The organism is Rhizobium phaseoli (assembly GCF_003985125.1).
Lineage (GTDB): Bacteria > Pseudomonadota > Alphaproteobacteria > Rhizobiales > Rhizobiaceae > Rhizobium > Rhizobium phaseoli.
The window spans coordinates 13,515-34,791 of sequence record NZ_ML133574.1 but is presented as its reverse complement, the minus strand read 5'-3'; the positions used below and the strand labels follow the sequence as shown (position 1 = coordinate 34,791).

The window sequence follows — 21,277 nt, the reverse complement described above, 5'->3', positions numbered from 1 at the left end:
GGTAGGCAGGCGAGTAGCGGAGAGTGGCGGCGGCGTCAACGTCAGTCGTTGACATCGGGATGGGTGACCTTCCGCAGATCGGCGAGGCCGCGGGTGGCGTCACGGTTGCCGGTCGCAGCTGCAGCTTCGAAGATGCGGCCCGCATCATCGTACATTTTCAGATTGAGATAGCTGTAGCCGCGCAGAACCATCAGATCGATGCGCTCCTGCTGCAGCTGGGCGCGCTGATCGAGATAGATGAGGGTTTCGCGATAGCGGCCGGCGTCGAAGGCCTGCAGTGCACGATCGGCGAGGATCGCAACCTGCAGTTCGGCAGCGCGCTGGCGGCTTTGCGGCGCCTTGGTTGCCGCGACGGCAGCATTGTTGGAGAGACCGGCGCGCAGATAGGCAAGGCTCTGACCATAGGCGGCGTCTTCGCGGATCTTGCGGACCGGGCTCTGCAAAGCCGTCTCGAAGGCCGGGATCGCCTCCATCGGCCGGTTGATCTCCATCAGGCACCAGCCGCGCGACAGCGCCTCGGACGGCCCGAGTTGTCCGGCGTCGATGGTCGTCGCGCAGCCCCGCGCCCGGCGCGGACCGCGCTCAACCGCCACCGTCTGCATCGCCGGCCTTGTGACGCGAACGGAGACTTCCGGCTCCGGCTGCGTTGAAGCGGCCGGGGGCAGCGGCGGCTCCGCCGGCTGAACCGGCTGGTGCGGGGCAAGCGGCGGCGTTGCCGGCTGCGCGCCGGCATTCGACACCAGCGTGTCTTCGAGCTTGGCAATGCGCGCCGACCGGCCGGCCCAGGCGCGTTGGAGGTCGAGCACGCCCTTGCGGTCGTTCAGCTGCTCTCTGGTAACGGCAAGGCCATAGGCGGACGGTTCGTCGTCCGGTTTCCACGCAAGCGCGGTTTCGAACCAGCGCGCGGCGGTCTGGAACTGGTTGAGCGAGCGTGCATACCAGCCGAACTGCTGCGCCGTCGGCACATATTTGCGGGCGATGACCTCGGCCGCGATACGATGCAACACATCTTCGGCAAGATCGGCCGGCGGCTGCAGCGCCATCAGATTGGCGGTTGCGGCAAGATAGGTCGATGTCGCATCGTCGGAATCGGCGCGCCAGCGGAACATCACGTCCTCGGCCTCCTGAGGCGCCCTGCCTGCGATCAGCGCCAGCGCCAGGCCTTGCGAAGCGACTGCCGTATTCTCCTTGGCTCGGGCCGCGCGAAACCACTTCTCGGCATCGGCAGGGTTGTTGCGGCGAAGCTGGTACCAGCCGAGCAGCAGCGCATCGGAGGCGAGACCTTCGCTTTCCGCCAGTTTTTCGAGGCGAGCGATGTAACTCGGCGCGATGGCAAGCCTCGGATTCTCATTGCTCTCGGCCACGAAGCGTCGGGCGAGGTTGTCGCGGATCGCGTCGAATTCCTTGCCGCCGTCGGCTGCCGACTTCTCCAGCGCCAGCAGCGCCTGCATGGGCTGATAGTCAAGCAGCGTCGAGGCCTTTTCGACTGTCGCCCGGCGTTCGGCCGGATCGCCGCAATTCTTCAGTATATAGGCATAGGCATCCTGGCCGCGCTGCGACCGCTCGGTGCGAACGAAGGCTTCGGCGACGCGCCAGAGGACATCCACCTCGCTGCAGGTCAGCAGGCTTGGCGTCGCCGCGCCAATATCGACCACAGTCGCATATTGCTTGAGATCCGACGCGTTGATGAGACGGGCGCGGGCCTCAGCGACATCAAGCCGATCGAGCAGATCGGTCGGCGGCTGCCATCCGGCATCGGCGGCCTGCCGGTCGGCAATCGCCTTGCGCAGTTCCGCATAGCGGCCATCGGAATAGAGTTTCCACATGGCTTCGAGCTGTTTGTCGCCGTTTTGCGGCACAGCCAGCGGATCGGCCGGCGGAACCCAGTTCGGATAGAGCGCCTGCAGGCGGGAGATTTCAGCCTGCAGGCGCACCTTGTCGCCGCGGCTGGCAAAATAGCGAAGCGCGCTTTCATCGACGTCAGGCTGTGGCGGCGCTGCCGCCTGTTGCCGCGCCGGCGGCTCGGTGACGATCGCCGGAGGGACCGGCGCCGATTGACCGGCTGCCTGAGATCCCTCAGCTTGAGGTGCTGCAGGTGGCTCCTTTGCGACGTTCGGCTCAGGCGTGTCCCGTGCGGGCGGCTGCGGAGAGGTGATCGCCTCGATCTTGTCCGCGACGGCCTCGGCATTGACGTTTGCATTGCCGGCAGGAGCGTCGGTCGGCTTGATGCGGCCCATCATCATCAGATCCGGCGCCGGCTTGACGGCGGGAATGCCGAACCTTTCCTGCATAGCGGCGCGATCCTTCAGCCCGGTGACGAGGGTCGCTACCACGGCTGCCGCTGAAATCGCCACGAGAGAAGACTTCACAGACACTCCGGATGCTTCTCCCCGATATAGGCCAGCCCCAGCAGTTGAAGCGTGGACGGATAATAGAGTGTGGGTGCAAACTGCAGCGCCGAGCTCGGCAGCTTGGTCCCATCGACAACACAGGCCACAACATCGTTAACAATTCTATAACCGGGGTCTGACAACACGGTCTTCGGCCGGCCGGTGGTCAGATCGATGGTGGCTGGAATGCCATCCTGCGACATGCCCTTTCTGAGGCGGGTCAGCAGCGCCTTGTCCGTGATGCCGCCACGCGCGAGATAGAGCGGAATGCGAAGGGCGTTATAGGCGAATTCGGCGTCGAAACCCTCCGCCGGTCGCGGCGGGCCGCTGAGGCTGACCCATTCGGCAGGAAGCTTGCGCGGACCGAACTGCATCGTCTTCAACAATGCGACGCCATCATCCGACAGCTCTTTCCAGGCATCCGACGGGGCAAGTGCGGCCATCACCGGAATTGCCTCATAGATCCAGTAGGAAGGGTTGACGACGGGGCCGTCCTTGCGGTCAGCGGCGGTGAAACCTTCGCTGCCCGGCAGCAGCAGCATTTGGCCGGCCGAGCGCGCGACTGTTTTGGCGAGCAGCGCCTCGGCCATACGGGAGGCGGCCAGGATATAGTCGTTGCGGTTCCACTGAGTGCCGGCAAGCGCCAGCGCATAGGCGATCAGCATATCGCCGTCGGTGGCATTGTTGGTGTCGGTGACATGCGGCTTGACGTTCGGATCCCATTTCCACACGGCCAGGCCATCGTCGCGCAACAAGAGTTCGGTGCGGGTAAAATACCAGATCTGCTCGAAATCGGCGGGGCTTGCCGAGAGATAGGCGAGCAGCATGCCATAGCCCTGCCCCTCGCTGTGGCTGATATTGCCGTTGCCGTTATCGATGATACGACCGCTCGGATCGAGAAACTTCGACTTGTAGGCGGACCATGCATCGGCATTGATCATCGCCTGCTGGGCGACGGCCGGCGGGATTGCGGGCGCGAGCATGGCCGTCGCCGCAACGAGGAGCGCGCGCCACAACCTCATTTCGACCGGCCCAGATTTTTCAGCATGCGCGATGTGGTGATGCCGATCAGCAGCAGGAAGGTCACGAGCAGGAAAGCGTAGGAGAGAATGTTCGTCGACAACCAATTGGCGGCGATCAGACGATAGTTGGAGATCGACCAGGGTGTGGAGGGCACGAAATCGAAGCGGGTGACGGGGACCGTCTCGATCTTGGCCGTCTTGCTCGAATAGGTGGTGATGTGGCCGGATAGCTGTGGCCAGTTCATCTGCGCAGTGAGGACCTCCAGTCCCTCGCGCAGATCTTTCGACGAGGGCGCCGTCACCACGGTCCATGCGCCGGTGCCCGCAGGACTGGAGCCCTGGGCAACCAGCAGCGTGGCCAGATTTGGCGGCGTGAAGATCTCCTCGGCCCCGGGGATGAATTGCAGCGAACTGCGGGTAATGTCGAAATTACGTCCCACCCATTCGCGGAAGGCGGTAATCTGTCCGCGCAACAGACCGCCGCTGACTTTGGAATTCCATTGCTCAAATGCAGCACCGGTATCAACGACGCCGGGCTGCGCATCGACCACGGGACGCCACGAAGCCTGGCTGGCCGTGGAGACATTGGCCTGCGTCAAGGCGGTCGCCGGCATCTGTGAGATCGAGCCGATGAAAATGGCGTCGCGATCGCCGATCGTATTCGGCGAAGCCACGCTTTCGACGGCGATCGGATGGCCGGCCATGATCGCCATCTGGCCGAGCAGCGTAGCGGCGGCCGAGAGCGTGTCGGCGTCGGTGCGGTCGATGAAGAGCGGCGTCGGTTCGGAAGCTCGACTGTAGGGATAAGCCGTGCCGGCCATTGCGGCCAGATTCGGACGCTGACCGACGCGGGCAAAATCCGGGATGTGCAATTCGGAGGTATCGAACAGGGCAAAGCGCGCATTGGCATCGGCGCTGCTGCCCGGCGCGCAGGCGGCATCACCCTTGGTCGTCAGGATCGCCTCGATCGCCACGGTGTTCAGACCCGGCTTGAAGTGGTGCATCGTTACCCGGATCGGCAGATGGCGGAGAATGCCGCCTGTCGTCGAGGTGAGCGGCACTGTGGAGGCGATGTTGTCGTTGACGTAGATATCGATGTGGCTGCCCGGCAGAACCTTGTCGGTATAGGCAGCGTCGAGCAGTACCTTCGCCTCGCCATAGGCATTGGCATAAAAATCCGCGGGCACGGCGACATTGAAGCTGGTTCGGAACCGGCGGCCGGAGAATTCGGTGGTTTTTACGCCGAGCTGGGACAAGGCAATGCTGGTATCGGAAAAGATCAGCGGCGCGTTCGGTGCGCTCCAGCGTTCGGTGGTCAGCTCGTCGCGGCGGACATCGGCAGGCCTATCCACCGGCGAGACGATCGTATCGATCGCCGAGGAGACCGCCTGCCAGGAAGGACCGCTGATGAGAAGCACCGGCGAACCGCTGCGCGGATCGGTAACGAAAGCGGCGAGCGGCGCACTTTCGGCGGCGGGCGGCAGCTCGGGAAAGAGCGGCCGCAGCTCGGCGGCGGTGCCGACGAGCACGCCGAGCCTGCCCGGACCGGCGGCCGGAAGCGAAGCGCTGTTGAAGGCAAAGATCTGGTTCGGCATGCTGCTCAGCACCGACAGGCCCTGCGCCAGCCGCAGCAGCGGCTTGGTGGTTCCCGGCTGCTCCAGCGCCGGGACGACGATATCGAACTCCGTCCTGCCGGTGCCGTCGACGCCGATGGCGCGGATTGCGTCGGCGCTCGAGAGTTCCTCGGCATTCCCGCCGGCAAAGCTCAGATAGGTTCCGGCCGGGTCGATATTCGACCAGAGTTCGTAGGTGGATTGAATGCTGCAATCGGTGCGATGGCGCTGATCGGCTTCGAAGGTGACGAGGTTGGCGCCCGGCTGCAGCAGACCCGGGGGAACCGCGAACGTGACGGCCGATGGACCGTCCGGCGAGCCGATGCGCTGCTGGCCGATCGGGCGATTGTTGAGATAGACGGTCAGCGCCGAGGCCTCGGGCGCGACGACGATCGAATTCTGATAGGCGAAGGTGAAACTTGCCTTCGCCGCCGCCTGCTCGGGCGTCAGATAGACAGACCATGAGCGGCGGTCGTATTCGCCGCCGAGGCTGAATTTCGAAAAGGGCACCAGATAGTGCGTGATATCGCGGGGCTTCGGCTGCGAGGCGGCATTTGTTGTCGCGCCCGGCTGGGGCGCCGGCTGTGGCTGGACAGTGATCGGCGCAGGAACGGCCGCAGGCGCTGTCGGTGTCACCGGTGCGGGTTTGACGGACACGGGAGGCGTGACGGGGACCGGTGCTGTCGGGGGCTGAGCGGGCGGCGTCGGTCTCGGGGCAACGGATGCGCCGGGCGGGCGCTCGCCGGACATGTCGAAGGGTGCGGTCTGCGCCTGGGCGAAAGCGGAAGCACTTAGCAGGAGTAGCGAGGCGGCGATGATGCTTTTCATCCGGCGTTGACCTTTGCCGCCTGCTGCTGTGCCTCCCGTTCCGGCCGCATGCTGCGGAAGAGGTAAACGAGGCCGCGGCTGGTCTGATAGAGCGCCGTGCCGGCGAACCAGATGGTGCCGCGGATCAGGCCCGGATTGCGGCGGCGCGAGGCCTGGAATTCGGTCCATTGGCCGGAATTGGCGAACATCAGGTCGGCGATCAGGCGATGGTCGAGGGCACTTTTCGGCACGTACTGGCAACCGACATTGCTGATATCGCCAGACGGCTCGATGTTGCGGACGATAAGCGGCAGGGTTTCCAACTCGGCGCCGCTATAGGGCCGGAAGCGGATTTCGCCGGGGGCGCCGACCATCATCTCATCCAGCTGTTTGTTGAAGATGTGAAGCCTCGCGCCATGAACGGAAACGTCTTCGATCGAGGCCGCGTACCATTTGCCGTTGGCGCCGAATTCGCAGCGCCGGTTGACGCGGACGCGGCGGGACAGGGCGCGCTCGCCGCGTTCCGACACGACACCCAACGCACAGCCGGCCATGATCAGGTTGACGAAATTCCATCCGCCGACGACGAGCGTGACGTCGGCTTTATAGGGTTCGGCATAAATCCTGTAGACGGTAATGACGAGCGCAATGATCTGCACCGCGAAGATGACGAAGAACGGACGGCTGATCTCCGACAGGCGGCTGACGGCAATCGATTCGTCCTTGGCGGTCACCTTGAAGGTCGGCTTCCTCGGATTGAGCATGACGGAGACGACAGCCGGCAGCAGATGCACCGTCTGGACATATTCGTAGAGTTCGGAAATCCAGGGCCAGCGGAACGAACCGTAGAGGTAGTTCTGCATCATCAGATTCACGAGCATGTAGGCAAGCGTATAGGCCAGGAACTCGCCGCCGGAGGCAGTGAAGATCTCCAGATCGAAGAACAGGTAGAAGAGCGGCGCAAACAGAAAAATCGTGCGTGGGAACGGGAACAGCCAGAAAAGCGTGGAGGACATGTAGCAAAGGCGCTGAGGGATCGTCAGTCCGCGTTTGAACAGCGGGAAGCGGAAGCGCAGAATCTGCATCATGCCCTGCGCCCAGCGGCTGCGCTGGCCGATGAAGCTTGCGAAGGTGGCCGGCTGCAGACCGGCGATCAGCGGCTTGTCGACATAAATACTGTTCCAGCCGCTGCCATGCAGCGCTAAGGCCGTCTCGCAATCCTCCGTGATGCTGATGCCGGAAAAGCCGTTCTGCGATTCGAGCGCCTTGCGGCTCAGCACAGCGGCCGAACCGCAGAAGAAGGCGGCGTTCCATTTATCGAGGCCGCGCTGGATGATGCCGTAGAACATCTCGTTCTCGCTCGGCATCTTGTCGAAGGTGCGCAGGTTGCGCTCCAACGGATCCGGATTGATGAAAAAGTGCGGCGTCTGGACGAGGAAGAGCTTCGGATCGTCTTCGAAGTAGCCGACGGTCTCGAGCAGAAAGTCGCGGGCGGGCGCGTGGTCCGCATCGAAGACGGCGATGAGTTCGCCCGTCGAATGTCTCATGCCGTTGTTGAGATTGCCCGCCTTGGCATGCTCGTTGCGGTCACGGGTGAGATAGGTGACGTCAAGATCCTGGCAAAGCTGCTTCAGTTCGATGTGGCGGGCGGCCGCCGCCTGCGCCTCCAGCAACTTGCCGGAATTGCGTTTCTGCAAGGTGCCGCCGTCGTCGAGCAGCCAGACATGCAGCTTGTCGGCCGGATAGTCCATCGCCTTGGCGGCAGCAAGGGTGTTACCGAGAAGACCGGCATCCTCGTTGTAGGAGGGCACGAAGACATCGACATGCGGCAAACGCCCAGGGTTGGCCGCCCGCGATGGGCGCGGCGGCAGCGGCGTGGCGACGATGAAAAGGCTGAGCGCCAGCATCGCCACACTATACATTTCGGCAAGATAGAGCAGCAGGCCGGGAATGAAATTCTCAGGCTGGTTCAGCGGCGGCAGCGTGTTGGTGGTGCGCCAGTAGACGTAGCGCAGCACGATCGACGTGCCGAAAGCAAGCGCCACCAGGCGCCACGTCCCCTCGCCCTTCAGGATTTTGATCAGCGCCATCACCGTGACGACCGAGATGCTGGTGATGAGCTGGGTCTGCAGGTTAACCGGCAGGGTGATCAGCACAATCATGCAGAACGAAACTAGGGCCCATATGAAGACGCTGCGGGCTTTGCGCATCGACGTTCCTTCGAAATTGCTCGCCGAGGCATCGTCCGACACCCCGGGCACGCTCGCTGGAACAGGACGATTTCAGGCCAAGTCGGCTAAAATCTGAAACCTGTTCGAAATTAAAGAGTTAGAGCACGACGTAGTCCGAATACCGAGCCACACTTTTCGGCATCATGCTCTATCTCCGGCACACGGCCGTCATGGCCGTGTCGCCTATGCAGTCCGGCGAAGGCACGGTGACACCGATTGCCCTTGCCGATTGTTCCAACGGCGCAGCAACCGCCTCCGGCGCCACGCTTGTCTGTGGCGCCTCGCCCGGCAGCGGCACGCGCGGGCCGATGGGCGCCGGCAACGGTGCGGCGCCTTGCGCCGGTTGCCGACTCGGGGCGCTGCGAGCCGGAGCCGTCCGAGGCAGGCTGATTACGGCGGCGGGCGCCGGCTCATATCCGATCGGCATCGGGCTGGCGCGATATCCGCCCTCGTCGGGATAGATCGGATCGCCGGTGCGCCCGAGCGCCGCGTCGGCCGGCGGCGGGGCGCCATAGGGGTTCCAGATCACGCCGTCGAAGGTGCCTGATATCGTGTAGCCGTAGACGATGCCGAGCAGCTGGCGCTCGGATGCGCGCGCATCGCACAGGCGCAGACGCAGCTGGATCATGCCAAAATTGCGGGCCTGCGTGTTGGCGGCCGCGCTCGACCGGATCTGTTGCCAGGCGAAGATACAGGCGTCGCCGGCGCGGCTTCGGCCGGAGGCATAGCCGAATGGGCCATAAGCGTTCTGCAGGAAAGTCGCCGAGGTAGCCATCGGCACGCCGGGGGCCGCGCGAGCCATTTCGCGGGCAATAGCGCTCTCATTGATCATGCTGAAGCCGGCATTGCCCGCTCCGGGATTGGCCCCGGACGCGCCGAAAAACTGGATCTTCAGAAAATTCTGGCCGGGCACGGAGGAAGACGTAAACAAGGAGACCGTCTGTTCGACACCATTGCCACGCTTGCGCTCGACGACACTAACGATCGAAGGCCCACCCGGCGGCGGCAGAACCAGCGCCTTTTCGGGCGCCACTGTCTCCGGCGCGGAAGGCTGCCGCACACCGCCTGTCGACGTACAGCCGGCCATCATGCCCGCCACTGCCACCAGCGATATCGTCTTCCGCAAGCGCATGTCTCGAGCCGCCGCTACCGTCTTTGCAGATGTCCATTCGCAAACCGAAGCGCGACGGACCTTCGAATCAACGACCGTCCGGCCGTTCACCTGACATAAACCGCCGACATGGTTAATGAAGGGTAAAGAGCGCGCCTCTGCTGCCACCTGAAGACTCGCATTGAACGTGATTCGCACAGCTCAACCGTATGGTGCATAAAGTCGTATAGCAACAAGCTACTGGGATCCCCGGCCTCCGCCAAGGCGGCCGGTCGGCGGCGGAACTATGCAGCATGGGCGGCGTTGCCTTGATGTCCAAGCGTTAAAAAGGAGAACTCCCATGCGCAAGACCATGTTGGCTACGGCCGCCATGCTGACCATTTGCTCGGCGGCCTTCGCGCAGAGCACCGTCGTCGTCACCGATCCCGCACCAACCGGCTCCGTCGTCCTGCCCGGCGAGGTGCGCACTTATGTCATGGAGCAAAACACGCCATCGGTCGTCTATGATGGTGAGATCACGGTTGGCGCGACGTTGCCGGATACCGTCGAAGTCCATACCGTGCCCAATGTCGACGGCTATGGCTACACTGTGATCAACGAGCGGCGTGTCATCGTCGAGCCGAAGACGCACCGGGTGATTCAGGTGCTTGAATAAGGCAATCGGGAGGCTGGAGACGCGCGATCGCGCGCGACTTCACGTCCCCTCGTCTGCCCCCCTTACCGGCATATTCAAGAGTTCGCGGATCTTATGGGCGAGCTGCTCCAGGCTGAAAGGCTTGGCGAGTAGCGAAACGCCGTGATCAAGCACGCCATTGTGGACGATGGCGTTGCGCGTGTAACCCGTGGTGTAAAGGATCCGGATCGTCGGCCATTTTTCCTGAACGACGTCGGCAAGCTGACGCCCGCTCATCTGCGGCATCACAATATCGGTGAAGATCAGGTCGACATCCGGATTTTCCTCCAGAAGGAGAAGCGCCTCCATGCCGCTTCCCGCCTGCAAGACGGTGTAACCGAGTTCATGCAGGCTTTCGGCGGTCATGGTGCGGACATGTTCATCATCCTCCACCACCAGGATCGTATCGTTGACGCTGCCCTGGGGAAGCGGCTGGGCGCCGGCGGCCGCGAGGCGCGCATCCGCCTTGCCGACATGGCGCGGCAGATAGATCTTCACCGTCGTTCCGCGGTCGATCTCCGAATAGATTTTGATATGACCGCCGCTCTGCTTGATGTAGCCGTAGACCTGGCTGAGGCCGAGGCCCGTCCCCTTGCCGGGTCCCTTGGTGGTGTAGAACGGATCAAAGGCGCGGTCGATCACGTCAGGCGACATGCCGGTGCCGGTGTCGGTCATGCTGATCATCACATACTGACCCGCTTCGACCTCCGAATGCATCCGCGAATATCGCTCATCCAGTTCGGTATTGGCAGTCTCGATCGTCAAATGACCGCCGCCAGGCATGGCGTCGCGTGCATTGACGGCCAGGTTCAGCATGGCGTTTTCGAGTTGGCTCAAATCGGCAAAGCTCGGCCAGAGGCCGCCGGCGAGCACGGTTTCGATGCGGATATGTTCGCCGAGCGTGCGCCGCAGCAACTCCGACATGCCACCGACCAGCTTGTTGACGTCGACCACCTCCGGGGCGAGCGGTTGCTGGCGCGAGAAGGCGAGAAGACGCGCGGTCAGCACCGCGGCCCGCTGGGCACCGTCTCTGGCATTCTGAAGGGAGTTCAGCAGGCGCGGATCTTCATGTCCGGTCATGCGCCGCTGAGCAAGATCGAGATTGCCGATGATGATCGCAAGCATATTGTTGAAATCATGGGCGACGCCGCCTGTGAGCTGACCGATCGTCTCCATCTTCTGCAACTGCCGGACCTGCGCCTGGGCGGCGGCATTCTCTTCCATCTCGTGCCTGAGTGCGGCAGTGCGCTCGGCCACCGTCTCTTCCAGGCGCGCGTTGAAACTGTTGAGCGCGGCGCGCAGGCGGCTCTGCCTGCCATGGGCGATGATGATCATCTCCATCAGGGCGATGATGATCGCAGCATTGACCAGATAGGTTGAAAGGCCAACCCACTGGCCGGCGCTGACTGGCCAGAAGGCGTCATGCGGCTCGACGAAAAACTGCTGAACGACGAAGGCTGCAACCACGGCCGCGACGAAACCCGGCCCCGCGCCGCCAATGAAACTGGCGAGCAATATCGCCGGGAGGAAGCTCAGGAAGGGAAAACCGGAGAGATAGTCACTGGCGGCAAGTCGCAGAAAAAACGTCAGCCCCACGAAGGCAACGGCCAGCGGATAGGTGTAGCCCGGCCTCTGACGCAGCCAATCCGTGGCACTCAGCAAATCCATTCCACACCCCTTCTCACAGCGCCGTGCGTCTTTTCAGATGCGCGATGGACGCTGCAACACTCTGAATTACTGCATAATTTCTTCCGTAAATCGATTCCAATTTCAGGAATTATGCAGCAGCCGTCACCGAGACGGCGTCCCAGCTTTTGCACATCGAATTTCGCCGGGCAATATGCTCCTTCCAAAGCGCGGCGTGATCTTTCAGATTCGCTTGCCGCGCATCAGCTTTTTATGTTTAGACATGTCGTGTCGTAAGACCGCGGCGCGGTTTTGTGCGACAGGCTTACCACCGCTGCGCGCAGCGTCTTGACGAGCTGCACAAGCGGTCCACATAAATCTTCGTGCCCGGCAAGGGGAATGGGTGGACGGGATCATGAAAGACATATTCATCGTCGAGGACGATGCACTGATCGCCATGTTGCTCGAGGACATGCTCAGCGATCTCGGCTATCGGGTTTGCGCGACTGCACCCGATCTGGAACGGGCGCTCGCAACTGCCAGAGACGCGGCGTTCGACGCCGCCATCCTCGACGTCTCGCTTGCCGGCCGGAGTTCGCTGCCGGTCGCAAAGCTGCTCGACGAGCGCGGCAAACCCTATCTCTATGCGACAGGCTACGGCAGCGCACCGGAAGGCAGCACTCCAAGCACCCTGCCGGTGCTGCGCAAACCTTTCCAGCTCAGCGAGCTCGAACAGGCGATGAAGCTGCTTACGGACGCCTGAGGCGTGTTTCCTCAGCGCACCTGATCGAGCAGACGCTTGCATTCCAGGAGGTCGTAAAGCGCCTCCTGCAGCAGTGCCCTGTCTTCCTTGCCGACGCTTGACTTGCCGATTGAGACTTCCGGCTGATCGTCGTCTCCGGCAACGAAGTTGAAGAACCGGCGCGTGATCGGCGGTTTGGCGCGGCCGACGATCTGGTCCTCCTCGGCCATCCCGACGCGCGGCTCGCCCGATCCCGTCTCCTGCACGCCCGAGGCAAGCGCCTCGACGCTGGCGAGATCGCCGTGGCCGACCGATATGACGAACTTGTTGCCGTTGGTCTTCAGAAGCTTCTGCACGCCCTTGATCGTGTAGCCGTGATCATAGAGCAAATGCCGGATGCCCTTGAGAAGGTCGACATCCTCCGGCCGATAATAGCGACGGCCGCCGCCGCGCTTCATCGGCTTTATCTGGGGAAACCGCGTTTCCCAGAAGCGCAGCACATGCTGCGGCAGATCAAGATCGTCTGCGACTTCGCTGATGGTGCGAAAGGCATCGGGGCTCTTGTCCAACGTCATACTGCTACGCAACCTCGCAGACTCATCCAACGGCGACTCATCGTATTTCAAAGGTTTGGCGCCGACAATTCAAGTCATGTGTCGACGTTGCGCACAGGCGATGAACGATGAGAGAGAAAAAGGCCGCTCCGAGCAGGAGGAAGACCAATATCAGGGAGCCGGGTTCTGCGGCTTCAGCTTGACCTTGCGAGAGACATGCGCCTTGAGGATGCGCGTCTTCAGCACGTTCGATGCCTTGAAGGTCATGACCCGGCGGGGAGAGATCGGAACCTCCTCGCCGGTCTTCGGGTTGCGGCCGATCCGCTCGTTCTTGTCGCGAACCTGAAACGTGGCGAAGGAGGAAAGCTTGACGGTTTCACCACGCACGATGGCATTGCAGATTTCGTCGATGACGGTTTCCACAAGTTCGGCGGATTCTGTCCGGGAAAGCCCAACCTTTCGGAAAACGGATTCCGCCAGGTCTGCTCGCGTCACTGTTTTTCCGGTCATGGTTTCCCCGCCCATTACAAATTATTTTGTGAAAGCGAACGAAGAGTATTTGTCTTGCGCCTCACGGTCAAGCTCTTGTTCGCCGCCAGTTTTTTAGGATTCGTGCTTACCAGCGCAGCAGAACGGCGCCCCAGGTGAAGCCGCCCCCCATCGCTTCGAGCATCACCAGGTCGCCCTTCTTGATGCGGCCGTCGCCGGCAGCGGTCGCGAGCGCAAGCGGGATCGAAGCGGCCGAGGTATTGCCGTGCAGATCGACGGTAACGACAACTTTTTCCGCAGCGATGTTCAGCTTCTTCGCCGAACCGTCGATGATGCGTCGATTGGCCTGGTGCGGTACCAGCCAGTCAAGATCGTCGGCGGTGGTGCCGGTCGAATCGAATGCAGCCTGGATGACATCGGTGATCATGCCGACGGCGTATTTGAAAACCTCGCGGCCTTCCATGCGCAGCTTGCCGACGCTGCCCGTCGTCGACGGTCCGCCATCGACATAAAGCTTGTCCTTGTGCGAACCGTCGGAGCGCAGATGAGCGGTCAGCACGCCGCGATCTGCGGACGTCCCCTCGCCTTCGGCCGCCTCCAGCACGATCGCGCCGGCGCCGTCGCCGAAGAGCACGCAAGTCGTGCGGTCGTTCCAGTCGAGAATGCGCGAAAAAGTCTCGGCGCCGATAACCAGAACGCGTTTTGCAAGGCCGCCGCGGATATAGGCGTCCGCGGTCGTCACCGCATAGACGAAACCGGTGCAGACGGCCTGAACGTCAAAGGCGAAGCCGTGGCTCATGCCGAGACGGTTCTGGATATTGACCGAGGTCGCCGGAAACGTGTTGTCAGGAGTCGAGGTGGCGCAGATGATGAGATCGATGTCGGCGGGCGTCAGGCCGCCATTTTCGAGCGCCGCACGCGCGGCGGCCTCGCCGAGCGAGGCGGTCGTTTCGTCGTCGCCGGCCACGTAACGCTGCCGGATGCCCGTGCGCTGGACGATCCATTCGTCCGACGTATCGACGATGGCCTCCATGTCGCGATTGGTCACCACGCGCTTCGGAAGTGCGGCTCCGAACCCGCGAACCACTGAACGGATCATATTCGATTGAACCTCATCACTCATGCCGCTTCCGGGCCCATCGGGGGCAGGCGCTTGGCATGATATTTCTTAAGATCGTTTTCTATTTTCTGATTGAGGCCGTTCTTGGCCATATCGTAGCCGACCTCGATCGCAGCGGCGATGCCCTCGGCATTGGCGCCGCCATGGCTCTTGATGACGATGCCGTTCAGGCCGAGAAACACGCCGCCATTGACCTTGCTCGGATCGAGTTTCTCGCGAAGCATGTCGAAAGCGCCTTTGGCGAAGAGGTAGCCGATGCGGGCGAGCAACGTGCGCGACATGGCCGCACGCAGATATTCGGCGATCTGCTTGGCCGTGCCTTCGGCGGTCTTGAGCGCGATATTGCCGGAGAAGCCTTCGGTGACGACGACGTCGACGGTACCCTTGCCGAGATCGTTGCCCTCGACGAAGCCGGAATATTCAAGCGAATCGATATTCGCCTCGCGCAACAGCCGGCCGGCCTCCTTGACCTCTTCCTGACCTTTCACCTCTTCCACGCCGACGTTCAGAAGGCCGATCGTCGGGCGTTCGATCTCGAAAAGCGCGCGCGCCATGGCGCCGCCCATCAGGGCGAAATCCATCAGTTGCTGCGCATCGGCGCCGATCGTCGCGCCGACATCGAGCACGATGCTCTCACCCTTCAGCGTCGGCCAGATCGCCGCGATCGCCGGGCGCTCGATATTGGCCATGGTGCGAAGACAGAACTTCGCCATCGCCATCAGCGCGCCGGTATTGCCGGCCGAGACCGCGACATCGGCATCGCCCGTCTTCACCGCCTCGATCGAACGCCACATGGTGGAGATATAACGGCCACGGCGCAGCGCCTGGCTCGGCTTCTCTTCCATGCTGACCGCAAGCTCGCAATCGTGAAAGACCGATTTTTCCTTAAGTTTCGGAAACTTGGCGAGAAAAGGGTCGCACTGTTCCTTAAGACCATAAAAAACGAAGGAAATATCCGGATGCCGATCCAGCGCTTTGGCGGCGCCGGGGATGACAACCTGGGGACCAAAGTCGCCACCCATGAGGTCGAGAGATATTCTGATCACGCGTCCCTGATCCTTCTTTCCGCCGAGGGGCGAAATTTCGGCCAAAATACCGGTTTTGGCGTCGCATACAACTGAATTGTGTGAAATGCCCGTGAGGCTTCAGTCCTTTTTCCAGTCCTTGAGAACCGCGAAAGCGGAGGGCTTTTTATCGTTCTCGCCGCTATCCTCGATATGACCTTCGAACTCGACACCCTGCTTGCGCGGATAGGGATCGATCGCAAGAGCGGCGAACTCCGCAACTACCTCGCCGGCATCGATCGTATCGCCGACAAAGGTCTCGGGCAGATCAGGACCGTCGGGATCGAGCAGCATTTCGCCGGCGTCATTGCCGGGCTGGCGGGCAAGCTTGGATCCTTCAGGCACGAAAATCTGCTCGAAGCTTTCGTCGATAGCCGCTTCGACCGGTTCCAGGGTCACGACGCAGGACTGGACGATCTTCGCCTGCACCCGGCCCTTGACGCGCACGCCATCGCGCTTCCAGCGGGCAATCTGCAGGTCGGCGCTGAGATCCTCGACGGCGACGACGCTCCAGGACTCGGCGAGCGCCTTCAATTCGCCGGCGTCGGCCTCGATATGGACCTCAACAGGGTTGGCGGAGATATGGCCGACCTTCACGCGATAGGAGAAAGGAACATCATCCCGATCGTTTTTCATCGTTTCCTCCTTCAGGCGACCGATGAGTTTGCGACCGGCGGCAGCTTTGCCGCGCCGCCGGCAATCATCTCTTCCGGAATGGCGGACAAGTGGGCTTCTGCCGCCATCATCCAGCCGGCGAGGCCGGACATATCGGCCGGCGCCGGACTTTCGGGGTAGATATTGCGCTGGAGGGCGAGCGCGAGCGCTTCGCGATCGCCGGCATCCATCGCCTTCGAATAGGCTTCGAGCCGGCCGTAGAACATGCCGGCGAGCTTCTTCATGCGTTTCGGCACGCTGTTGTCGCCGATGCCGAGTTCGCGGATCGAGTAGTCGATGTCCTGGAAAAAGGCGTCGACGATCTCCTGGGCGATCTCCTGGCCGCTGACGGCAGAGGCGCGCGTGCGGCGAAAAAACAGAATCATCACGATCGACAGCATTTCGAAACGGCCCATCACCGTATCCGGCACATTGAGCCGCTCATAGAGATCAGGCATGCGCGCGGCCGCCGTCAACGCCGCATATTGTCGGTCGACGATCGCCTGATTGTTGTTTTTCTTGCGGAAGAGTCCGAAGATCATTGTTTTTTCCGGAAATGCCTCAATCTTCACGCCGGCTAGCGTCTGGCCTTGTTGCATGATTTCGAAAGCTGGTTTACCGAAGCAGGCGCGAATTGCAATGCCGATCGTGGCCTGTTTCGGGACGATGCCTTCGAGGCGTCGGCGGAACGAATTCGGGACATTCGACCCGGAATGGCCACAATGGTTTTGCAGGAGGAAGCGTGTAAGGCCCAAACGGCTGCTATCGACACTCAAGGGAGTAGATGTCGTTGAAGAAACGGTATTTCAAGTCTGACATGAAATTCTTCAGCAACGCGGCCATTGCCTTCATAATCGCCTCCACCACTGCTCTTTCGGGCTGCCAGACCGGCACCGTGCTCAATGGCGGATACGTCGCCGACCAGCAGTCGCTGAACCTCGTTCCAGAAGGCTCGAGCCGCGAGCAGGCGCTGCTTTCGCTCGGCACCCCGTCGACGACGGCGACCTTCGACGGCGAAGTCTTCTATTACATCTCGCAGCGGCGCACGCGTTCGGTCGCCTTCCAGAAGCTGAAGGTCGTCGATCAGAGCGTTCTGGCGATCTATTTCGACAAGGACGGCGTCGTCAGCCGCCGCGCCAATTATACGCTGCAGGACGGCAAGGTCTTCGACACGATCGGACGCGTCACGCCGACCGGTGGCAAGGAACTCACCTTCCTGCAGCAGATGCTGTCCGGCGGCAGCGCCGCGAGCGCGGCCCGCAGCCTGTTCGGCGGCGGCGCCGGCGGCACGCCGCAAAATCCGAGCAGCCTGCGCTGATCGGATAGATTTCCATCAAAAACCCGCCGGATCGCTCCGGCGGGTTTTTTGCTGACAAACCTTGGTTTTAATCGGCGTCATCTTCCGTCCAGGGGATTGGACGCCCGCCCCTCATCCGGCTGCCGCCACCTTCTCCCCGTAAACGGGGAGAAGGGGATATGCCGCGATCTCTCCGTCCCCCGCATGCCTCTCGCAGGGCAAGTCCCCTCGCCCCGTTTACGGGGAGAGGGTTAGGGTGAGGCAGCCACGACGGTTGGCACCGTGGCGAATTGCGGTATCAACCGGCGAGAACGGCCAACAGCAGAAGTGCCACGATATTGGTGATCTTGATCGCCGGGTTGACGGCGGGGCCGGCTGTGTCCTTGTAGGGGTCGCCGACGGTATCGCCGGTAACGGAGGCCTTGTGTGCATCCGAACCCTTCATGTGACGCACGCCGTCCTTGTCGACGAAACCGTCCTCGAAGCTTTTCTTGGCATTGTCCCAGGCGCCGCCGCCAGAGGTCATCGAGATGGCGACGAAGAGGCCGTTGATGATGACGCCGAGCAGCGATGCGCCAAGCGCGGCAAAGGCCGAGGCCTTTGAGCCGGAGATCAGAAGCACGCCGAAGTAGACAACGACGGGCGCCAGCACCGGCAGCAGCGACGGCACGATCATCTCACGGATCGCCGCTTTGGTCAGAAGGTCGACGGCCTTGCCGTAATCCGGCTTTTCCGTGCCCTGCATGATCCCCGGCTTCATCTTGAACTGTCGGCGCACTTCTTCGACAATCGAGCCGGCGGCGCGGCCGACGGCGGTCATGGCGATGCCGCCGAAGAGATAGGGAATCAGGCCGCCGAACAGCAGACCGGCGACGACATAGGGGTTCGACAGTTCGAAGGAGATTTCGCCGATATTGGCGAAGTAGGGATACTGGTCGCCGTGGGCGGCGAAATACCTCAGATCGTTGGCATAGGCGGCAAAGAGCACCAGCGCGCCGAGGCCGGCCGAACCGATCGCGTAGCCTTTGGTCACCGCCTTGGTGGTGTTGCCGACGGCATCGAGCGCATCCGTCGACTTGCGCACCTCGGACGGCAGATGCGACATTTCGGCGATTCCGCCGGCATTGTCGGTAACCGGGCCGAAGGCATCGAGCGCAACGATCATGCCGGCAAGGCCGAGCATGGCGGTGACCGCAATGCCGGTGCCGAAAAGGCCGCCGAGCTGATAGGTGGCGAGAATGCCGCCGACGATCACGATCGCCGGCAGCGCGGTCGATTCCAGCGAGACCGCCAGACCCTGGATGACATTGGTGCCGTGACCGGTCACCGAGGACTGGGCGATCGAAACGACCGGACGCTTGCCGGTGCCGGTGTAATATTCGGTGATGACGACGATCAGCGCGGTGACGACGAGGCCGACGAGGCCGCAGACGAACAGGTTGGTGCCCGTCACGTCGGCGCCTGCGACGGTGCCGAGCGAGCCCCAGCCGACCGTCAACGAGGTGGCGGCGCCGAGGCCGACGATCGACAGCAGCCCGGTGACGATGAGGCCCTTGTAGAGAGCGCCCATGATCGAGCCGTTCGAGCCGAGCTTGACGAAGAAGGTGCCGATGATCGAGGTGATGATGCAGGCGCCGCAGATCGCCAGCGGATAGATCATCGCCGACTGGAGGATCGGCGCGCCGGCAAAGAAGATCGCCGCGAGAACCATGGTGGCGACGACGGAGACCGCATAGGTCTCGAAGAGGTCGGCGGCCATACCGGCGCAGTCGCCGACATTGTCGCCGACGTTATCGGCAATCGTCGCCGGGTTGCGCGGATCGTCCTCGGGAATTCCGGCTTCCACCTTGCCGACGAGGTCGCCGCCGACATCGGCGCCCTTGGTGAAGATGCCGCCGCCGAGACGGGCGAAGATCGAAATCAGCGAAGCGCCGAAGCCGAGCGCCACCAGCGCATCGATGACTTCGCGCGAGCCGCTTTCATGGCCGAGCCCGACGGTCAAAATCGTATAGTAGATGGAGACGCCGAGCAGCGCGAGGCCCGCCACCAGCATGCCGGTGATCGCACCCGACTTGAAGGCGATGTCGAGGCCTGCGGAGAGGCTGGCGGACGCGGCTTGCGCGGTGCGCACGTTGGCGCGGACGGAGACGTGCATGCCGATGAAACCGGCAGCGCCGGACAGGACGGCGCCGATCAGGAAACCGATGGCGGCCGCAGCGGAAAGAAGCAGCCAGGCTGCGATGAACACAACGACGCCGACGAGGGCAATGGTGCGATACTGGCGCGTCAGATAGGCCTGGGCGCCTTCGCGGATATAGCCCGCGATCTCCTGCATCCGGCTATTGCCCTGATCGGCGGCAAGCACCGACCGGGTTGCCCAGGCGGCATACACCACCGAGAGCAGACCGCATGCAATTACGCATAAAAGAATGGTCATTTCGCTCTTTCCTCCCATAGGCCGGAGTTTACTCCTCCTCCGGCAGATACGCCGCCGACTCGCCTTCCTCTCCACAGAAATGCCACAGCTAAGCGGTCCGGAGATTGCGTGGTCGATCACGTGGCGTCAAGACCGCAACGGGCGAAAACCATTGCGGCATGAAGAAAGAAACGGGAAGATCGTTTGGCGGCTAAGAGGTTACTTCTTCGCCTCGCCGCGAACCTGCTTGGCGATGCGATCGAGCACGGCATTGACGAGCTTCGGCTCGTCGTCATCGAAAAACGCCTGCGCGATTTCGACATATTCGGTGACGATGACCGCCACCGGAACATCCTTGCGGTCAAGGAGTTCGAAGACGCCGGCGCGCAGGATGGCGCGGACGGTGCTGTCGAGCCGTGACAGAGCCCAATCATCCTGCAGCGCTGCAGCGATCAGCGGATCGAGGCGAACCTGATCGCGCACCACGCCGGAGACGATGGAGCGGAACCAGCCGGCATCGGCCTTCAGATAGGTCGCGCCGTCGATTTCCTGGCCGAGGCGGTGCGCCTCATATTCAGCGACGATTTCCAGAACGCCCGTGCCGCCGACATCCATCTGATAAAGCGCCTGAACGGCAGCAAGGCGGGCAGCGCCCCGCTGGTTCGCAGTCTTGACCGGCCGTTCCGTCTTCTCGTCACTCATTCTTCATGCACCCAGTTTCTGCTTCAACTCGATCATCGTCAGAGCTGCGCGAGCGGCAAATCCGCCTTTGTCCTTGTCCGAGCGGCGCGCGCGCGCCCAGGCCTGTTCGTCATTTTCCACGGTCAGGATGCCGTTGCCGATGGCAAGGGACTCGCTGACCGCGAGATCCATCAATGCGCGCGAGGATTCGTTCGATACGATATCGAAGTGATAGGTCTCGCCGCGGATAACCATGCCTAGGGCGACATAGCCGTCATAATGCGTGCCGCCATTGTCGTCTCCATCGAGCGACATGGCAATCGCTGCCGGAATTTCCAGCGCGCCGGGAACGGTGACGACCTCAAAGGTGGCGCCGGCCTCCTGCAAAGCGAAGGTCGCGCCTTCGAGCAGGGCATCGGCCATGTCGTCGTAGAAGCGGGCCTCAACGATCAAAATATGGGGAGCGGTCTCTCTCGGCATGGTTCACCTTCGGTTTGCGGGGCGTTTTCCACTCGGCAGGCCGCGGTCAAAACATGCCTTCATCAGAATGGCAAGCACTTTCGCCTGATGCCGCAACGCCAAAGACGAAATATCGGCAAAGGGATAGCTGCACAGCCGAGCAAGCCTTTCGATCCAGCGTCTCCGGCCGCTTGGAAAACGGCAATTCGAAGGCAATTTTCATGAAGAATTTTTAATGGATTTTCAGTTGCTTAGCCCATTGAATCGCGAAGATGACAACGCCAATTCCATGTTGTGACGCAGACGATCCCCTGCAACGACAGCCGAC

18 protein-coding genes are annotated in these 21,277 nt (G+C 62.2%); 3 read left to right on the top strand and 15 right to left on the bottom strand.

Translation table 11 applies throughout. The features are described from left to right. Nucleotides 1-41 precede the first annotated feature (41 nt). From EFD56_RS17865 to bcsN, 5 genes are all read right to left on the bottom strand, one after another. Nucleotides 42-2,369, bottom strand: a complete 2,328-nt coding sequence (locus EFD56_RS17865; RefSeq protein WP_126905911.1) for a cellulose synthase — start codon at nucleotides 2,367-2,369, stop codon at nucleotides 42-44. Then, nucleotides 2,366-3,412 (bottom strand): family 8 glycosyl hydrolase, encoded by a 1,047-nt coding sequence (locus EFD56_RS17860; RefSeq protein WP_012483380.1) that lies wholly within the window; start codon nucleotides 3,410-3,412, stop codon nucleotides 2,366-2,368. Before EFD56_RS17860 ends, EFD56_RS17865 begins: the two co-directional genes overlap by 4 nt. Next, a complete protein-coding gene (locus tag EFD56_RS17855) occupies nucleotides 3,409-5,853 on the bottom strand; it encodes a cellulose biosynthesis cyclic di-GMP-binding regulatory protein BcsB (protein ID WP_126905910.1) in 2,445 nt (814 codons plus the stop codon). Before EFD56_RS17855 ends, EFD56_RS17860 begins: the two co-directional genes overlap by 4 nt. Next, nucleotides 5,850-8,042, bottom strand: a complete 2,193-nt coding sequence (gene bcsA / locus EFD56_RS17850; RefSeq protein WP_085743609.1) for a UDP-forming cellulose synthase catalytic subunit — start codon at nucleotides 8,040-8,042, stop codon at nucleotides 5,850-5,852. The genes EFD56_RS17855 and bcsA overlap by 4 nt, the downstream gene beginning before the upstream one ends. Before the next feature lie 169 nt (nucleotides 8,043-8,211). Beyond that, on the bottom strand, nucleotides 8,212-9,195 hold the full coding sequence (bcsN, locus tag EFD56_RS17845) for a cellulose biosynthesis protein BcsN (RefSeq protein ID WP_085742198.1): 984 nt from the start codon (nucleotides 9,193-9,195) through the stop codon (nucleotides 8,212-8,214). Nucleotides 9,196-9,514: 319 nt separating this feature from the next. Between bcsN and EFD56_RS17840 the strand changes: the two genes are divergently transcribed. Further along, complete coding sequence (locus tag EFD56_RS17840) at nucleotides 9,515-9,829, top strand: DUF1236 domain-containing protein (protein WP_004677463.1); 315 nt, start codon at nucleotides 9,515-9,517, stop codon at nucleotides 9,827-9,829. A 39-nt stretch (nucleotides 9,830-9,868) separates the two neighbouring features. On the opposite strand, the gene EFD56_RS17835 is transcribed toward EFD56_RS17840, so the two are convergent. Further along, nucleotides 9,869-11,515, bottom strand: coding sequence for an ATP-binding protein (locus EFD56_RS17835; RefSeq protein ID WP_126905909.1), 1,647 nt, complete (start codon nucleotides 11,513-11,515; stop codon nucleotides 9,869-9,871). Nucleotides 11,516-11,888: 373 nt separating this feature from the next. On the opposite strand from EFD56_RS17835, the gene EFD56_RS17830 reads away from it, so the two are divergent. Continuing rightward, nucleotides 11,889-12,236: a response regulator gene (locus tag EFD56_RS17830; RefSeq protein WP_004677459.1), complete on the top strand. Its 348-nt coding sequence runs from the start codon at nucleotides 11,889-11,891 to the stop codon at nucleotides 12,234-12,236. Nucleotides 12,237-12,247: 11 nt separating this feature from the next. Here the strand turns inward: EFD56_RS17830 and EFD56_RS17825 are convergent, their stop codons facing one another. From EFD56_RS17825 to EFD56_RS17800, 6 genes are all read right to left on the bottom strand, one after another. Next, the gene (locus EFD56_RS17825) at nucleotides 12,248-12,790 is read right to left on the bottom strand and encodes a MerR family transcriptional regulator (RefSeq protein ID WP_004677457.1); all 543 of its coding nucleotides are present in this window, start codon (nucleotides 12,788-12,790) and stop codon (nucleotides 12,248-12,250) included. A 150-nt stretch (nucleotides 12,791-12,940) separates the two neighbouring features. Continuing rightward, entirely contained in the window at nucleotides 12,941-13,279 is a 339-nt protein-coding gene (locus EFD56_RS17820; RefSeq protein ID WP_010019728.1) for an integration host factor subunit alpha, read from the bottom strand. Nucleotides 13,280-13,385: 106 nt separating this feature from the next. Continuing rightward, a complete protein-coding gene (locus EFD56_RS17815) occupies nucleotides 13,386-14,357 on the bottom strand; it encodes a beta-ketoacyl-ACP synthase III (protein WP_064817911.1) in 972 nt (323 codons plus the stop codon). A gap of 20 nt (nucleotides 14,358-14,377) precedes the next feature. Next, nucleotides 14,378-15,424: a phosphate acyltransferase PlsX gene (gene plsX, locus EFD56_RS17810; RefSeq protein ID WP_029531529.1), complete on the bottom strand. Its 1,047-nt coding sequence runs from the start codon at nucleotides 15,422-15,424 to the stop codon at nucleotides 14,378-14,380. Nucleotides 15,425-15,523: 99 nt separating this feature from the next. Next, entirely contained in the window at nucleotides 15,524-16,078 is a 555-nt protein-coding gene (locus EFD56_RS17805; protein ID WP_064825076.1) for a YceD family protein, read from the bottom strand. Nucleotides 16,079-16,089: 11 nt separating this feature from the next. Then, the gene (locus EFD56_RS17800; RefSeq protein ID WP_126905908.1) at nucleotides 16,090-16,695 is read right to left on the bottom strand and encodes a ubiquinol-cytochrome C chaperone family protein; all 606 of its coding nucleotides are present in this window, start codon (nucleotides 16,693-16,695) and stop codon (nucleotides 16,090-16,092) included. A gap of 185 nt (nucleotides 16,696-16,880) precedes the next feature. Here EFD56_RS17800 and EFD56_RS17795 point away from each other — a divergent pair, with 185 nt between their 5' ends. After that, nucleotides 16,881-17,414, top strand: coding sequence for an outer membrane protein assembly factor BamE (locus EFD56_RS17795; protein ID WP_037117218.1), 534 nt, complete (start codon nucleotides 16,881-16,883; stop codon nucleotides 17,412-17,414). Between the two features lie 277 nt (nucleotides 17,415-17,691). Here EFD56_RS17795 and EFD56_RS17785 read toward each other — a convergent pair whose 3' ends face one another. The 3 genes from EFD56_RS17785 to ribH form a co-directional block, all read right to left on the bottom strand. Further along, on the bottom strand, nucleotides 17,692-19,830 hold the full coding sequence (locus EFD56_RS17785) for a sodium-translocating pyrophosphatase (RefSeq protein WP_126905907.1): 2,139 nt from the start codon (nucleotides 19,828-19,830) through the stop codon (nucleotides 17,692-17,694). Nucleotides 19,831-20,028: 198 nt separating this feature from the next. Beyond that, on the bottom strand, nucleotides 20,029-20,511 hold the full coding sequence (gene nusB / locus EFD56_RS17780; RefSeq protein WP_004674117.1) for a transcription antitermination factor NusB: 483 nt from the start codon (nucleotides 20,509-20,511) through the stop codon (nucleotides 20,029-20,031). A gap of 3 nt (nucleotides 20,512-20,514) precedes the next feature. Further along, a complete protein-coding gene (gene ribH / locus EFD56_RS17775; RefSeq protein ID WP_004674116.1) occupies nucleotides 20,515-20,970 on the bottom strand; it encodes a 6,7-dimethyl-8-ribityllumazine synthase in 456 nt (151 codons plus the stop codon). Nucleotides 20,971-21,277 lie beyond the last annotated feature (307 nt).

Coding starts and splice junctions, on each gene's coding strand:
- EFD56_RS17860 (WP_012483380.1), bottom strand. CDS start 3,412: ATGAGGTTGTGGCGCGCGCTCCTCGTTGCGGCGACGGCCATGCTCGCG.
- EFD56_RS17855 (WP_126905910.1), bottom strand. CDS start 5,853: ATGAAAAGCATCATCGCCGCCTCGCTACTCCTGCTAAGTGCTTCCGCT.
- bcsA (WP_085743609.1), bottom strand. CDS start 8,042: ATGCGCAAAGCCCGCAGCGTCTTCATATGGGCCCTAGTTTCGTTCTGC.
- bcsN (WP_085742198.1), bottom strand. CDS start 9,195: ATGCGCTTGCGGAAGACGATATCGCTGGTGGCAGTGGCGGGCATGATG.
- EFD56_RS17840 (WP_004677463.1), top strand. CDS start 9,515: ATGCGCAAGACCATGTTGGCTACGGCCGCCATGCTGACCATTTGCTCG.
- EFD56_RS17835 (WP_126905909.1), bottom strand. CDS start 11,515: ATGGATTTGCTGAGTGCCACGGATTGGCTGCGTCAGAGGCCGGGCTAC.
- EFD56_RS17830 (WP_004677459.1), top strand. CDS start 11,889: ATGAAAGACATATTCATCGTCGAGGACGATGCACTGATCGCCATGTTG.
- EFD56_RS17825 (WP_004677457.1), bottom strand. CDS start 12,790: ATGACGTTGGACAAGAGCCCCGATGCCTTTCGCACCATCAGCGAAGTC.
- EFD56_RS17820 (WP_010019728.1), bottom strand. CDS start 13,279: ATGACCGGAAAAACAGTGACGCGAGCAGACCTGGCGGAATCCGTTTTC.
- EFD56_RS17815 (WP_064817911.1), bottom strand. CDS start 14,357: ATGATCCGTTCAGTGGTTCGCGGGTTCGGAGCCGCACTTCCGAAGCGC.
- EFD56_RS17805 (WP_064825076.1), bottom strand. CDS start 16,078: ATGAAAAACGATCGGGATGATGTTCCTTTCTCCTATCGCGTGAAGGTC.
- EFD56_RS17800 (WP_126905908.1), bottom strand. CDS start 16,695: ATGCAACAAGGCCAGACGCTAGCCGGCGTGAAGATTGAGGCATTTCCG.
- EFD56_RS17795 (WP_037117218.1), top strand. CDS start 16,881: ATGTCGTTGAAGAAACGGTATTTCAAGTCTGACATGAAATTCTTCAGC.
- EFD56_RS17785 (WP_126905907.1), bottom strand. CDS start 19,830: ATGACCATTCTTTTATGCGTAATTGCATGCGGTCTGCTCTCGGTGGTG.
- nusB (WP_004674117.1), bottom strand. CDS start 20,511: ATGAGTGACGAGAAGACGGAACGGCCGGTCAAGACTGCGAACCAGCGG.
- ribH (WP_004674116.1), bottom strand. CDS start 20,970: ATGCCGAGAGAGACCGCTCCCCATATTTTGATCGTTGAGGCCCGCTTC.